The 13,222-nt window shown below is 68.5% G+C and carries 13 protein-coding genes and 7 pseudogenes; 10 read left to right on the plus strand and 10 right to left on the minus strand.

What is annotated here, in order from left to right; all coding sequences use genetic code 11:
• The 4 genes and pseudogenes from BX266_RS41025 to BX266_RS35840 all read right to left on the minus strand — a co-directional run.
• Window positions 1-305 (minus strand): annotated as a pseudogene (locus BX266_RS41025) (transposase); the annotation flags it as partial.
• Between the two features lie 487 nt (window positions 306-792).
• A complete protein-coding gene (locus BX266_RS40530) occupies window positions 793-1,386 on the minus strand; it encodes a hypothetical protein (protein WP_259465206.1) in 594 nt (197 codons plus the stop codon).
• Between the two features lie 19 nt (window positions 1,387-1,405).
• Window positions 1,406-1,672 (minus strand): annotated as a pseudogene (locus tag BX266_RS41355) (MFS transporter); the annotation flags it as partial.
• 325 nt (window positions 1,673-1,997) lie between these two features.
• Window positions 1,998-2,258, minus strand: coding sequence for a hypothetical protein (locus tag BX266_RS35840; RefSeq protein WP_218969222.1), 261 nt, complete (start codon window positions 2,256-2,258; stop codon window positions 1,998-2,000).
• 234 nt (window positions 2,259-2,492) lie between these two features.
• Between BX266_RS35840 and BX266_RS35845 the strand changes: the two genes are divergently transcribed.
• Window positions 2,493-2,975 carry a hypothetical protein gene (locus BX266_RS35845; RefSeq protein WP_310794851.1) on the plus strand — a complete coding sequence of 161 codons (483 nt, stop codon included), beginning with the start codon at window positions 2,493-2,495 and terminating at the stop codon, window positions 2,973-2,975.
• Window positions 2,976-3,676: 701 nt separating this feature from the next.
• A pseudogene (locus BX266_RS39130) lies at window positions 3,677-4,144 on the plus strand (IS110 family transposase); the annotation flags it as partial.
• Window positions 4,145-4,459: 315 nt separating this feature from the next.
• On the opposite strand, the pseudogene BX266_RS40535 reads toward BX266_RS39130, so the two are convergent.
• From BX266_RS40535 to BX266_RS35875, 4 genes and pseudogenes are all read right to left on the minus strand, one after another.
• Window positions 4,460-4,891 (minus strand): annotated as a pseudogene (locus BX266_RS40535) (transposase); the annotation flags it as partial.
• A gap of 606 nt (window positions 4,892-5,497) precedes the next feature.
• Entirely contained in the window at window positions 5,498-6,013 is a 516-nt protein-coding gene (locus BX266_RS35865; RefSeq protein ID WP_099896900.1) for a hypothetical protein, read from the minus strand.
• Between the two features lie 60 nt (window positions 6,014-6,073).
• A complete protein-coding gene (locus tag BX266_RS35870) occupies window positions 6,074-6,583 on the minus strand; it encodes a hypothetical protein (RefSeq protein WP_143686821.1) in 510 nt (169 codons plus the stop codon).
• 112 nt (window positions 6,584-6,695) lie between these two features.
• Window positions 6,696-6,812 (minus strand): annotated as a pseudogene (locus tag BX266_RS35875) (transposase); the annotation flags it as partial.
• 253 nt (window positions 6,813-7,065) lie between these two features.
• On the opposite strand from BX266_RS35875, the gene BX266_RS41360 reads away from it, so the two are divergent.
• From BX266_RS41360 to BX266_RS39135, 3 genes are all read left to right on the plus strand, one after another.
• Window positions 7,066-7,314 (plus strand): transposase, encoded by a 249-nt coding sequence (locus BX266_RS41360; RefSeq protein WP_399168722.1) that lies wholly within the window; start codon window positions 7,066-7,068, stop codon window positions 7,312-7,314.
• Complete coding sequence (locus tag BX266_RS35885; RefSeq protein WP_143686822.1) at window positions 7,268-8,746, plus strand: transposase; 1,479 nt, start codon at window positions 7,268-7,270, stop codon at window positions 8,744-8,746. Before BX266_RS41360 ends, BX266_RS35885 begins: the two co-directional genes overlap by 47 nt.
• 418 nt (window positions 8,747-9,164) lie before the next feature.
• On the plus strand, window positions 9,165-9,341 hold the full coding sequence (locus tag BX266_RS39135) for a hypothetical protein (protein WP_180290322.1): 177 nt from the start codon (window positions 9,165-9,167) through the stop codon (window positions 9,339-9,341).
• A 90-nt stretch (window positions 9,342-9,431) separates the two neighbouring features.
• Here BX266_RS39135 and BX266_RS35890 read toward each other — a convergent pair whose 3' ends face one another.
• Entirely contained in the window at window positions 9,432-10,196 is a 765-nt protein-coding gene (locus BX266_RS35890) for a sporulation protein (RefSeq protein ID WP_099896904.1), read from the minus strand.
• Window positions 10,197-10,287: 91 nt separating this feature from the next.
• On the opposite strand from BX266_RS35890, the gene BX266_RS35895 reads away from it, so the two are divergent.
• The 4 genes and pseudogenes from BX266_RS35895 to BX266_RS35905 all read left to right on the plus strand — a co-directional run.
• Window positions 10,288-11,067 carry a sporulation protein gene (locus tag BX266_RS35895; protein WP_120314338.1) on the plus strand — a complete coding sequence of 260 codons (780 nt, stop codon included), beginning with the start codon at window positions 10,288-10,290 and terminating at the stop codon, window positions 11,065-11,067.
• 162 nt (window positions 11,068-11,229) lie between these two features.
• Window positions 11,230-11,379, plus strand: a pseudogene (locus tag BX266_RS40540) (IS5/IS1182 family transposase); the annotation flags it as partial.
• Window positions 11,380-11,458: 79 nt separating this feature from the next.
• Entirely contained in the window at window positions 11,459-11,587 is a 129-nt protein-coding gene (locus BX266_RS40545) for a hypothetical protein (protein WP_259465205.1), read from the plus strand.
• Window positions 11,588-11,600: 13 nt separating this feature from the next.
• Window positions 11,601-11,817 (plus strand): annotated as a pseudogene (locus BX266_RS35905) (IS256 family transposase); the annotation flags it as partial.
• A 31-nt stretch (window positions 11,818-11,848) separates the two neighbouring features.
• On the opposite strand, the gene BX266_RS35910 reads toward BX266_RS35905, so the two are convergent.
• Window positions 11,849-12,787, minus strand: a complete 939-nt coding sequence (locus tag BX266_RS35910; protein ID WP_099896906.1) for a MerR family transcriptional regulator — start codon at window positions 12,785-12,787, stop codon at window positions 11,849-11,851.
• Between the two features lie 98 nt (window positions 12,788-12,885).
• On the opposite strand from BX266_RS35910, the gene BX266_RS35915 reads away from it, so the two are divergent.
• The gene (locus tag BX266_RS35915) at window positions 12,886-13,212 is read left to right on the plus strand and encodes a hypothetical protein (protein WP_143686823.1); all 327 of its coding nucleotides are present in this window, start codon (window positions 12,886-12,888) and stop codon (window positions 13,210-13,212) included.
• Window positions 13,213-13,222: the final 10 nt, after the last annotated feature.

A 13,222-nucleotide genomic window follows, 5' to 3' on the forward strand; every position in this document is an offset into this window, starting at 1 on the left:
TAGGCGGCGTTGGCCCTGCTCACGATGGCGCGAGGCGCTTGTCGGCGGCGTTCTTGTTCCGCCAGATGATGTAGCGGCGGATCATGCTGCCCTGGCCTTGTGGCTGGGATGGTCGGTGCTGTCGAGGCGAAGTAGCGCAGGGCGGTGAACTGGGCCTCGATCCGGTTGAGCCAGGAGCTGTTGGTCGGGGTGTAAGCGATCTCGACGTTGTTCGCCGCAGCCCAGGTCCCGACCCGCTGGCACTACTTGGTGGTCAGGTGGGCGAGTAGTTGTCGCCAGACGATCGCAATCCGGACGTCCAGCGGGCGCGGAAACAGGACCATCTGGCGGCGTCGCCATGTCACCACCGACCCGGTACCTCTGCGGATTCCGCAGCAACCCGCCCGCCCTCATCGTCATCGATCTCGCGGACCTGCACGCTTCGGCCACGTGATCATTCTGACCGTCCGGCGCCCACCAGCGCAGCAACCGGACGGTGCATCAGACGAGGCGAAACGTTGCCTGATGCGGCACTAGCCAGGCGTGTGGGCAGTCTCGGCCGGTGCTGCTGGCCTGCTGCTGTGGAAGCGCACCCGCTGGCGGCGCCTGCCGCACATCCCGGTTGACAGTGGTGAGGAGGGCAGGATGAGCAGCCATACTCCGCAGAGCCAGACCAGCGGCTTGGCACCCAGCGTGGTGATCAGCGCGCCGCCTGCAAGCGTGCCAATCGACAAGGCTCCCGTGGTGAGCGTGGAGACCGCGCTCGTCGCCCGGCCCCGCAGCTCATCGGGGTGATGGCCAACTGGTGGGTGGTCATGGCCACCGCGTAGACGGGAGCCACAGCGACTCAGCGGCCGCGACCGCTGCCAGCATCAGCGGGTTGGGCGCGAGAGCGTACAGCGGGAACATCAATGCCTCCAACCACAGCATCACCACGGCAATCCGGCCCAGCGGAAAGCGGCGTGTGGCCCTGTCCGAGACCAGCGCTCCCGCCATGGCACCGACCGCCGCACCGCTGAAGATGACACCGATCCACAGCGGCGAGGCACCCACCTGCCGGGCGAGTGTGATGATCAACAGGTACCCGGCGCCGTAGCGCACCTTGTCAGCGGCCGAGACCAGAGTCAGGAAACGGATGACCGGCTGGCGCCAGAGCCAGCCAAGCCCCTCTCGGATCTCGGTGGAGAGCCGGGATGTCGTCCGCACGTCCTTCCGGTCCACTTGGAATCGAGCACGCATCAGACGCAGCGACGCCGCGGACACTGCGAAGGAAACCGCGTTGACGGCGAACGGAACGGTCCGGCCAACGGCGTAGAGCGCACCGGCGAGTGAAGCCCCGAAGATGCCCACAGCGCTGGCGGCGGACTGCGAGTAAGCCGAGCGCAGCGGACAGCTGTCGCGGGCCAACCACATTGGGCAGCGCCGCTGTGTTCGCCACTTGGAACAGCGTGGTCAGAAGCCCGGCAAGCACCGCTGTCGCATATAGCTGGGGCATGGTGAGCCTGTCGAGCCACAACGCAACGGCGACGCCGGCGGTGAGCACGGCCCGGCCAAGCTCACACCAGATCATGGTGGCCTTACGGTCCCACCGGTCGACGAGGGCGCCGGCAACCAGCCCGAACGCCAAGAAGGAAAGAGTGCCGAGGCCGAGCACGAACCCGGCTTGGGTGGCCGACCCGGTGAGGGCCAGCACGATCAGCGCAGGGCCATGAAATGAGCCTGGTCACCGATAGCAGAGACCAACTGGCCGCTCAGCAGCAGCGAGAAGTCCCGGTTCCGGAACAGGCCGGGACCGCGAAGAGTATTCAATGGAGTTACGCTCCGTAACAGCTCAAGGACACAAGGGTGGCGTCGAAGCTGGTGTCCGAGCTAAGAGACACGGGGCGTAATTGCCATGCCCGGACCGTACCCAGGAGCTGGGACGGACTGCAATCGTTTTTCCGAAGATAGCCCCACGCCCCAGCGGCTTCACGCGCGTCCCTTGATGAGAACGGCCCCGCCTGGGGCGGGGCCGTTGATCAGCCTCGGGGCTGGGGTTCTCCTTCATTCGGTTCAGGCGGCGGTGCGTCACCAGTGAAGACGGGCATGCCGAGGTCAACCAGTTCAGGGCGTCCGTCGGTGGGGATGTTCTTGAGGCTCTTGAGCTTGGCCATCGCGGCGTCGAAGCTGACCTGAAGTCCCTCGACCTCGCCGAGCCAGCCGTTGGCGCGGGCCTCGCGGATGCGTTCGCGGAGGTTCTGGATGATCTCGACGAGACGGGGCTTCTGGCGGGGGCCCACCTGGAGTACTGGGCAGCGGATGCAAGCTTCTCTGAACTACGCTGCGTCGTACGCATTTGCTCAGAGCCGTGCCCCAGCCTCTCGACGACAGTGACCACCTGAGCATGGCGTTCCCGAGCCCGCTCGCGGACGACGTCCGGGTGGTCCTGGCAGCCATGAAGACATCGCGGCTGAAGCCGGCGGAACCGTTCTCGGTCAACGTGCAGGGGGCAGTTCCTCGCGATCCCCACGCGGTTGTACAACGACGAACCGCCGGCTGATGCGCTGGAATCTCTCTCCCCAAGACAGCTGACGATCCTGCACTGCTTGTACACCAGGCACCATGACGGGAGGGTCCGCCAACGTCACCTGGAATGCATCGTTGGCTCCGCGGAGCCATGGGTCATTCCGTACGTCGTGCAGTTGGTCGGTGAGTACGTTGTGGAGATCCTGGTGGTCATCCGGAAAGCACTCGGCGACCTTGATATGCCGGGCACCGCTCTCCGTGCTGCCTACGGCCAGTTCATCGTGGACAATCCCTCCTTCTTCGCGCGTACCCAAAGGCGAGTGGTTAGCTATTGGAACTGCTACTACCGCTTCAATTACACGAGTTTCCCGGGATATCCGGGATGTACCGTGCTGGAGCTCTTGCGGGTGGTGGCCTCCGATCGGGCCGGCCACCCCTGGCCTCGCCTCACGCCTCCAGCTGGCAGGGCCAATCTGAGCGGCTACTGCTAGATCTCACTGGGAACTGGCGCTCGGAGGTTCCTCAGCCTGGCCAACGATGTGGCCGAACGTAGGAATCCGAGGTGGATTGTCCTCTGGTGCGGGAGAGCTGGGTATCGAGTTGGGCGAGCTTCTCGTCGGCGCCGGCGAGGCTGACGCGTAGTCCTTCGACCTCGCCGAGCCAGCCTTCGAGTTCGGCTTCGGTGATGCGGGCGATGAGGTTGTCGCGGATCTCCTCGAGGCGGTCCCGTTGGGCCGGGTCCGGCCTGAGGAGTGCACATCTGACACAAGCGTGCTCATGAACACAAGGGGGTGGAAACGCCCAAGCCCTGGAAGCCGGGACGCGCGTGCTGCTGAGCCATGCAGCCCTGGGCGGCTCGCAGGCACCTGGCATTGCCACAGTCGACGGCGAACTCGATCTCGCCTGGCAGCCCGCCACCGCACGTTGAGGCGCTTCAGCTTGACGCCTTAACACCCTGAGATGTCCTACCTTCTGAGCGGGATGAGCGGGCCATTCGTCGGGTCCTCTCGCCCAGGGACACCGGGTGTGGCTTCTGAGATGTTGCCGACCGTGGCTCGACAGACTTGGCCGCCCGGTGTCCCGACGACCACGACCCGGCCGCTCATTGGGAGTTGCGAGCAGATCGCTGAGTAGGACAACGCCGGCGCGGTCGTCCGAGCACGGACCAACTTCGACGGCACCTGGGAGTGCGATGAGCGGGATATGGGCGGGGATCGACGCGGGCAAGGGGCACCACCACTGTGTGGTGCTGAAAGCGGAGGGCGGCAAACTGCTCTCGCGCCGCGTCGCCAACGACGAGCCCGAGCTTCTGCGGCTCGTCGCCGACGTCCTCGCCCTGGGCGAGGACGTGACGTGGGCCATCGATCTCACCGACGGCGGCGCCGCGCTGGTGATCGCGATCCTGATCAGCCACGGGCAGCGCGTCCTCTACATTCCCGGCCGGACCGTCAACCGGGCCAGCGCCGGCTACCGGGGCGAAGGCAAGACCGACGCCCGCGACGCCGTGGTCATCGCCGATCAGGCCCGCATGCGCCGCGACCTGATGCCGGTCAACGTCGCCGGCGAGGAGCTGACCGAGCTCCGGCTCGCCACCGCCCGCCGCACCGACCTGGTGCGCGACCGCACCCGGGCCGTGAACAGGCTCCGCGGCCTGCTGACCGACCGGCCTGGTGCATCCGGCGGTGAACCGGCTGTTCAGGTAGGGCTTGAACGGGTCGATCAGCCCCTGTTTGCTGGCGCCGAACTCCCTGGCTGAGGCGAGGAGTTCGTCCAACGGAGTGGTCTTGAAGCGGCGGACGGTCTTGCGGTCGAGCCGGAGGTGTCGGGCGATGGCGCTGATCGTCCACTTCTGGTCCAGCAGGCGGTGGACGTCCGCGTAGCGGTCGCGGGTACGTTCGACGATCGGGGTCCGGGGCAGTTGGAAAACCGGCAGGTCGATCGTCGGCGGCTCGGGCGGCACCTCCTGGTCGGCGTGTTTGCGTAGGCAGGCGCGGTGCTGGTGGCAGGTCTTCTCGACCGCGGCGGACAGGTTCTGCAGCAGGTGCCAGCGGTCGGCGACCTCGACCGCGGCCGGCGCGGCCTCCTTGATCGCCCGGCTGTAGGCGCTGGCGCGGTCGCGGCAGACGATTTCCGCGCCCGGGTGCTCGCGCAGCCAGGCCGCGAAGGTCTGTGAGGTGCGGTCGGGCAGGACGTCGACGACGCGGCCGGTCTCGACGTCGACCAGCAGGGTGCCGCAGGTACGGGCCCCGGCGGAAGGCGAACTCGTCGACGCCGAGCACCCGCGGCGCCCGCTCCGGCACGTCGGGTGCTTCCAGCAGACCGAGGAGTCGGGTGCGGCCGGCCGCGACGCTGAGCTTGCGGCACAGCCGCTCGCCCGCGCGGCCTCCGAGCTCGGTGGCGACGGCACGCAGCCACTCCTTCAGCCCGGTGCGGGAGCGCAGGTGACGCTCGCTCAGCCCCCGGACCTGCTCGACGAACGTCCGCCGCCCGCAGCGGACGCGGTCGCAGAAGTACCGGCGCACGCGCAGCCGTATCAGCAACTTCCGGTTCGCCAAATGGCGTTCGGCCGCCGTGCGCCAGTACGTGGAGTGGACCCGCCTGCCCCGGATCCCGCAGTCCGGGCACCGGACGGCCGCACCGCACGCGGCGACCTCGACCAGCACCAGGGCCAACTCGGCGGTCACCCGCTGCAGTTCAACATCGACTCCAGGGAACAGCACGTCTTCGATCGAATGGAGAGCCACGCGCAGGTCATCCCGCAGCGAAACGATCCTGCACTCACGCCTGCGACCTGGTCTTTCACGGAACTCGGGTTGAAGTCAGCAGTCCCCATCCGGAGTGCTCCAGGTGCCCCACTCACATTCCGAGCCGCGCCCGGCACCCGTCTCACTTCGGCTCCCGAGAAAAGCCCTCCCGGCAGATTAGACCTGCTCAGTGTCTCTGTGAGCGTCGGATCCGGCAGCGACCACGATGCCACAGGGCAGGGATCCGTGCAGGCAACGTCGCCGGCCGCTCAGGAGTCGATGTCTTCAGGCTTGAAGTTCCAGCTTTCGACCCATTTCGGCGGGTCTTCAAGTCGGCTGACGAAGTGTTCGAGGCGTGCACGTTCTCCGCGAATGCTGTTGATGACGAGTGCGGCCGCCCCGAAGCCCGCGGCAGCGTCCCTGTAGAGCTGCCAGAGCCCTTGGCGCGCCGCGTCTTCGCAGGCCGACACGGGAATCCCGTCGACCATGACCGGCTCTTCCCCGCCGAGGCAGAAGTAGAACGTCAGGTGGATCTTGTGCCGGGCCGCCGGGTGGAGGTCTTCGCCCAGCGCCGCCACCAGCACCGATAGGGCAGCCGGCGCCACCTCCGTCGGGAACGACTGGATTTCGACGTGGTTGGACAGCTCGATCCAGGACACCTGGGCCTCCGTGGTGGCGGACACCAGCTTCCGCAGCATGTCTGCGACATGGCCCGCAGGGCGGGCGCACCCGCACCGGTAGGAATTCCAGTCGATGCGGTCGATCTCGATCAGTGCCAGATTCACTTGCCGCTCCGCTTCAGGTGTTGTGGCGGCCATTCGCTCGCTGTCGCGGCCGGGTTCGTATCAGCCCCGCCCGAGCCAGCTTCGAACGCCGTCCTCGCAATCGGCCGGGAGCTCCCTTTCGTCGAGCAGCATCTGCACGTAGCGGCGGATCGGCTCCGCACGGTAGGGGTGCGATACCCCAACGGCCGAAGCCGTCCCGTCCTGCCAGGTCGTCCCGGAAATGATCACCTCGCCGTCGAAGGAGGCCGTCAGCAGGCCGCCGCTGCCGATCGGCCCGGAAATGGTGCCCGAGTTGCGGCCCGAGACGTTCCAACGCTCCGTGAGCCGCACCGGCGTCCAGACCGGGTACTCGTTGTCCGGGTCCAGGGTGACGGCGAGCAGGAAGGCGCCGTCCTCGGCGAACAGGCCCATCCGGGTCGCCAGGCGCAGCCACGCCTCGTCGAACCTCTCCAAACCGTCGGGCTGCGCGAGATCGACGACCTCGTCGAGCCGGCCGTCCGCGGGCGAGCAGGACGACACCCAGGCGCCCTGGGGCGGACACACCTCCACCGGAACGGGGACCGGCAGCACGACCAGCCCTGCCTCGGCCAGCACATCGGAAACTGCGGCGTCTCTCACAGACCTACTCCTAGAACGGACATGACGGATCGACCTGGAACAGTCTCCCGTAGTCGTGACCGATGAAGTGTTGGTGGGCCGTCTGCCAGCAGGCCCCGACGATTGGCGGGAGCTGACGCCAGGTGCAGCCCGAGGTCGCCACGAACACGATCGCAGCGAGCACTTCCCAATCCCCAGCTCGGGCCCGCACTGCGCAGCCGCTGGTGATCAACACGACTGCTTCACGGAATTGATGCTGTTGGTGATCTTCACCGGTCAGGGTGAGATTGCCGCGATCGGCGGTCGTTGAGCGTGCCTGCCTGCTGTTCTGGCCTGGAGGGTCCGGCTGTTCGGAGGGGTGGGCTGCGGTGGCGATGGGGTACTGGTCCGGGCGGGAGATCCCGGCGTTGACCGTGCGGATGGCTCGGGCGAGCAATCCGCGGGGCACGGCGGCGATGTGGGTGCGGGATCACCTGGAGGGTCTGTTCACGGACAGCGACTTCGAGGAGTGGTATCCCGCTGGCGGGCGTCGTGGTCTGTCGCCGGCTCGTCTGGCGCTGGTGTCGGTGCTGCAGTACGCGGAGAATCTCACCGACCGGCAGGCCGCCGAGGCCGTCCGGTGCCGATTGGACTGGAAATTACTGCCTGGGGCTGGAGTTGGACGATCCGGGCTTCGACTTCTCGGTGCTGAGCGAGTTCCGTGACCGGATGGCCGAGGACGATCGGGCAGACCGGCTTCTGGCGGTGATGGTCGAGCGCCTGGCGGAGGCTGGGCTGGTCAAGCGGCGCGGACGGCAGCGGACCGACTCCACGCACGTCCTGGCTGCGGTGCGGCGCCTGGACCGGATCGAGCTCGTCGGGGAAACCCTGCGCGCTGCCCTGGAGGAGCTGGCCGCCGCCGACGAGGAATGGGTGTCCGTCCTGGTCACGGACGAGTGGGCCCGGCGTTACGGCCGACCGGTGCGTTATGACCGGCTGCCCAGGGAGACCAAGGAGCGCGAACAGTACGCACTCACGGTCGGCGAGGACGGCATGCGGCTGTTCCGCGCTCTTCTCGCCGTTGACACCCCGGCCAGGCTTCGGCGGCTGCCGCAGGTGGAGGTGCTGCGGCAGGTCTGGGTCCAGCAGTACTGGCTCGACGAGCACGACGCTCTGCGATGGCGCGGGCCCAAGCAGACCCGCGACCGACAGAGCCGACGCCATACCGCCCGCCGTACGACCTCCGCGGGGGCGGCCGCCGAGGGCAGACCCGATCCGGCGACGGCACGTGTCCCCTGGTCGTCGGTAGAGATCGTCTCCCCTCACGACCCGCAGGCGCGCTTCAGCCACAAACCCGGCAAGGCCGAGTGGGTCGGCTACAAAGACCACCAGACCGAGACCTGCGACAACGGCCTGCCCAATGTGATCGTCCACGTCGCCACCACACCGGCGCCCGAGCAGGACATCGACGCCCTGGAGAAGATCCACACAGACCTCGCGACGCGAGGCCTCGCCCCGGCCGAACACCTTGTCGACGGCGGATACGTCACCCCGGCCACCATCCACCGAGCCAGGACCGAACACGGCATCGACCTGGTCGGCCCGGTCCGCCTCGCCCCGACCTCCCGCGCCCACCCCGGGTTCAACAAGGAAGACTTCAGCCCCAACTGGCAAGACAGAACTCTGACTTGCCCGAACGGCGCGACCAGCCCTCCATGGAAACCGACACTCTCCGACGGCCAGGAGCGCATGTCGGTGCTCTTCCCCCGCGCCACCTGCCGGGCCTGCGACGACCGCCTCAAATGCACCGGCAACGTCGACGGCAAGGGCCGGCACATCCTCCTTCTGCCCCAGCCCCTACAGGAGATCCAGAACCAGGTGCGACGCGACCAGCAGACCAGACCGTGGCGCGAGCGATACGCCCTCAGGGCCGGCTGCGAGGCCACCGTCTCCGAGACCGTGCGCGCCCACGGCCTCCGTCACTGCCGCTACCGAGGCAAAGTGAAAACCCACGTCCAGCATGTCCTCACCGCGGCCGGAACCAACATCATCCGCCTCCACCAGCACCAGCCAGGCGACAGCCGAACCAGCCTCGGAACCCGCTTCACGCGCCTCTGCCGCCAGACGATCGACCGGACTCAAACCGACACTCGCTGAAGATCACCAACAGCATCCGGAATTCCGGTCAGAGCCAATTTCGCGGATCCTCATCACACGCGGCCGGAGCCCGCACCGACCCGCCGCCGGCCCTCGCGCCAAAGGGGGGCTGGACCAGGAGAGTGCGGTCGCGCGGTCGGGCAACCGCGCACGACCTGCGCCGGCTGTTCCGGGACACCGCGTGGCGCCGGCTGGCCGCTCCGGTCTCGGCGGGCGCGGACGGGGCGAGGTTTCCTGACCGGTCAAGTATCGGCGCGCTGGCCGCCGTCGCCGAACGGGGCCGGTTTCCTGACCGGCCACTTTTCAGGTCGGCCTCGGCGGACGCGGCGATGACGCGGGCCTGCCCCCGCAGGCGCTCGGCCAGGTCGTCGATCGCGGCGAGGTACACGGCCAGCGATCCGGTGGGCTCGCTGGCGACATGCTCGAGGAACAGACGGGCGCGGACGTCGACGAGCTACGCGGCGCGCATCAGCAGGCGCTGCTCCTCGGGCAGGGCGAGCAGCCACGGGTCGGGCAGTCCGGCCTGCTGTGCCTGGGCGGGCCCGGCCAGACCAGGTGTCGGCAGGGCCAGGGGCGGCCGACGGCGCCGGGGTAGTCGACGAGGGACGATCGGCGCCCGGCCGGTTCGCGGACCTCACTCCGGAGCAGCTCGTCGCGGCGGTCCGCTACTGGTACTGACGTCCCGTCAGGACCGCAGCCGGTCCAGCTGGTCGAGCGCCTCGCGCACCCGCGGGCCGAGGTCGACCTCGCCAGTCTCGTGGTGGGCGACCGGGAACGAGACGGCGGGCGGCTTCTCGTCCCAGCGCGTCAGGTGGCGGGCCGCTCGGCGGACGTACACCATCGCGCCGACCGGATTGTTGACGAAGGTGACCTCCGAACTGGGGACGCCGGTGCCGTCCTCCAGGTGGAAGGTCTCGATCCAGGAGTGGCGCAGGTCGACCTCTGGAATGCTGCTGTCGAGCAGCTGCGCGTCCGCCACCCGGTGGCCCTCGACCCGGAGGGCACTCAACACCGCCTCGTGCAGCGGCGGCGCGGCCACGTGCACGAAGTCGATGTCCTGCACGGACCGCTGCGGGCCGGACGACAGGGTGGTGGTCAGCGAGAGGTCGACGCCGACCGTCCGCCCGTCGACTTCGGTGATCGGACAGTCCCACGGCAGCCGGCCGTGGAAGCCGATCCGTTCCTCCGTCCCGGGCGCCACGTCGAGGTACGAGCGGGAGGGCGAGAGGTACGCCCACTCGCGGTCCTCGACGCTGCCGTTCCACCCCAGGACCTTCCCCACCACGTGCAGGTACAGGCCCTCGACCTTCAGACCCGCGCTGCCGCCGCGCAGCAGCACCTCGCCCTCGATCCGCTGCCCGGGCTGCGGGGCGAACGTGGCGATCCGGGTGTCGATCTCCGGCGGATCGCCGCCGTCGTCGCCGAGTCCGAGCAGTCTCCGCAGTCCCATCCGCCGCGCCTCCCCCTTGGAAAATGACCTCGGCTCACCTTAGCGTTCGTCAAGATCGGCAGGTGAGGGTCGGGTGGGAGGGGACGGGCAGGTGGGACTGCTGGCGAGGTTCGGGCTCGGACGCGCGGCGGAGGGCCCGGAGGTCGAGATCCGGACGGCTGACCTCGCCGTCCCCGGCGAGCGGATCGGCGGGCAGCTGGTGATCCGGGCCGGGGCCCGCAGCGTCGAGGTCGACCAGATCGAGAACTACCTGGTTGCCGACGGGTTCGACAACGACGGCGGGCCGACCGACCTGGTCCTGGGCTCGCTGAGCACCCCGGGCGGCTACGATCTCGAGATCGGCGGCGGGCAGGAGCGCACGCTGCCGTTCAGCGGCCGGCTGCCCTGGGAGTGCCCGTTCACCGAACTCGACGGGCAGCCCCTGGGGTTCGCGGTGGCGGTCCGGATCACCCTGCGGCCGCCGGGGCGCTCCGAGGGGACGGTGCACCGCAGCACCCTCCGGATCGCCCCGACGCCGGCCGTCCGGGCCGCGGTCGCAATCTTCGCGGAACTCGGCTACCGGCCGCAGGACTCGCGGGTCGTCTACGCGTACATCCCGGGGTCCGACCAGCACCACGCCGGCTACCAGTCGCTGTTCCTCACCGACCCGGCCCGGGGCAGGCGGAAGCTCCCGCGGCTCGAACTCTCCTTCGTCACCAACCCGGTGGGCACCATGGTGTACCTGCGCCGGGCCGCGCCCGAGCTGTACGAGTGGGAGTCCAAGCCGCGGACGGTCACCTTCGCAATCGCCCACCACGAGGCTGCCCGCCCCGACCTGGCGGAGCGGGCGACCCGCGCACTGGAGGAGCTGCGCACCCTCTACCGGAACTGACGGCTACTTCGCGCCCAGCGCCGACCAGGCCGAGTCCAGGGCGGAGGACTTCAGCTGGTCGAGCGTCAGCAGCGGAGCCTCGTCGGCGCCGTTGGCGCCCCTCTGGCCGGGCGGTGAGCGACCGTCAGCAGGCGGTACAGGGCCGAATCGGGGGTACTGCGGGTGGGATCAGTCCTGCTGGGCGAGGAATCCGGGGCAGAGGAGTCGGCGGGCAGGGCGAGCTTCGACTTTCCGTGGCGGGATGCGCCTGCCGAGTACGGGCCGTGGGGGCGGGTCTACGACTTGTTCCGTCGGTGGCAGCGGACTGGAACCTGGCACCCGATCCTGACCCGGCGGCCTTGGCGCGCTGGCCGAGGGCCGCTTCCGGCGGAGCGTGGACTACGCCGGGGATGTGCGGACTGCTGGGAAGCTGGGCGACCAGGGAGGCGACGGCCTGGCTCTGCATTCCCGCAAGCTCTACGCCTGCTACGCGCCGCAGTCTGTGAAGATCGACAAGGTCAAGGCGAAGTTCACCAGTTAGTGGCAGGCCGACCATCAAGTCGACCTTTGCGACTGTCCGTCTGCGTACGAAGGTCACCAAGGGCGCTGGCAGTGCGGCCGCCGCGCTGGCGATGGTGTTCAAGCTGGTCGAATCCGCCCAGGCCCGGTGGCGGGCCGTGAACGCTCCCCACCTCGTCGCCCTCGTCCGGTGCCGGAGCCCGGTTCGAGCGAAGGCAGCTCATCGAGCGCACCGAGGGCCTCGCAGCCTGATCTTCGGACCGCGGGGGCCGGGTGACGCGGGCTACTGCTTGAGCCTGGTGCGCAGGGCCTCGATGAACCAGGTAAACACCGGCGTCAGGGTCGGCTGGATGGGCCATCCGTTGATGACGGTAAGGAGGTGCCAATAGCGTTCCGCGCGGGGATCGTTGGCGATCTCCAGGCGTGTCAACAGCCAGCGGCGCAGTTCGGTGTCGTCGGCGCGGTCGAAGACCTGGGCGTAGCGGGCGGTGAGGGCGTCGATGACGGGGGTTGCCCCAGCGGAGTCGGGGTCGATGTCGGCGGTGAGGGCGCGGCCGACCTGGTCGCGGACTGTTTGCGTGAGGTCGTGGTGCAGACCAGTGGTGTCGCCCTGGGCACGTTCGGCTGCCTGGTGCTCGGCCATGCGGCGTACTGCGGCGCGGAATTCCGGATCCTGGGTGAGTTCGGCGAGTTCCGCCCAGGCGTCGACCTGATCAGGTTCGGGGTCTTCCGGCAGCTCGGGCATGGCCGAGCGCATCATCTCCACGAAGTCGGGGTTGGCGTCCAGGCCCCCGAAGGTGTCGTCGATGAAGTCGTTGATGAGACGCCGGCGTTCGTCGTCGGAGAGTCTTGCGAGCTTGTGCATGAGGTCCATTTCCTCCGGGCTGGAGCCCCGCTTGGCCACCGCTCGTAGCACCGCGCGCCGCAGGCGCAGGGTGCGGATCTGCACGTCCAGAGCGTCGGCATGCGCGGCCGCGACCTCGGGTACCGAGATCTCCTGGTCCAGCACCTGCCGGATGACGGCAAGATCGAGTCCCAGATCACGCAATGTCCGCACCAGATCCAGACGCGCGAGCGCATCGATGTCGTAGAGCCGGTAGCCAGCCGGGCTGCGGTCAGTCGACGGCACGATTCCGGTGTCGGAGTAGAACCGTATGGCCTTCACCGTCAGCCCGGTCCGCCGGGCCAACGCCCCGATCGTGTAAAGCGTGTCGCCGTCCATGCCCCCACCCTGGTGTCTCCCCTTACGGGAGACTCAAGTCCATCCTTCAGGAGCCCCAGTCAGCCTGGGTGTGGGCTTCTCCACCCAATCCACAGGTCTTGACAATTACTCGGAACGGGATCCCGGACATCGTGCCGATCCGGGTGTACGAGAACGGCTGGCCGACGGGCCCGGGCCGTAGCGAACAGCGGCAGGCCGCCGTGCTCGACACCGTCGCTCGGAAGGTGGCCGCCCTGGTCGGCGAGCTGAACATCGACGGCTACTCGCTCTTCGCCCTGCGGGATGCCGACATCAACGCCGAGGGGCTGTTCCCGCACTTTGGCCTCCTGCACGGCGACTACACGCCCAAGTGCGCCTTTCGAACCTACCGCGACCTCATCGACGAGCTGCACGTCGGTGACGGCCCGTCAGGCCGCCGTGACTGAGCATCAAGTG

The sequence above is a fragment of the Streptomyces sp. TLI_171 genome, from assembly GCF_003610255.1.
Classification (GTDB): domain Bacteria; phylum Actinomycetota; class Actinomycetes; order Streptomycetales; family Streptomycetaceae; genus Kitasatospora.

Coding starts and splice junctions, on each gene's coding strand:
- BX266_RS41360 (WP_399168722.1), top strand. CDS start 7,066: ATGTGGGTGCGGGATCACCTGGAGGGTCTGTTCACGGACAGCGACTTC.
- BX266_RS39135 (WP_180290322.1), top strand. CDS start 9,165: ATGCTCGAGGAACAGACGGGCGCGGACGTCGACGAGCTACGCGGCGCG.
- BX266_RS35890 (WP_099896904.1), bottom strand. CDS start 10,196: ATGGGACTGCGGAGACTGCTCGGACTCGGCGACGACGGCGGCGATCCG.
- BX266_RS35910 (WP_099896906.1), bottom strand. CDS start 12,787: ATGGACGGCGACACGCTTTACACGATCGGGGCGTTGGCCCGGCGGACC.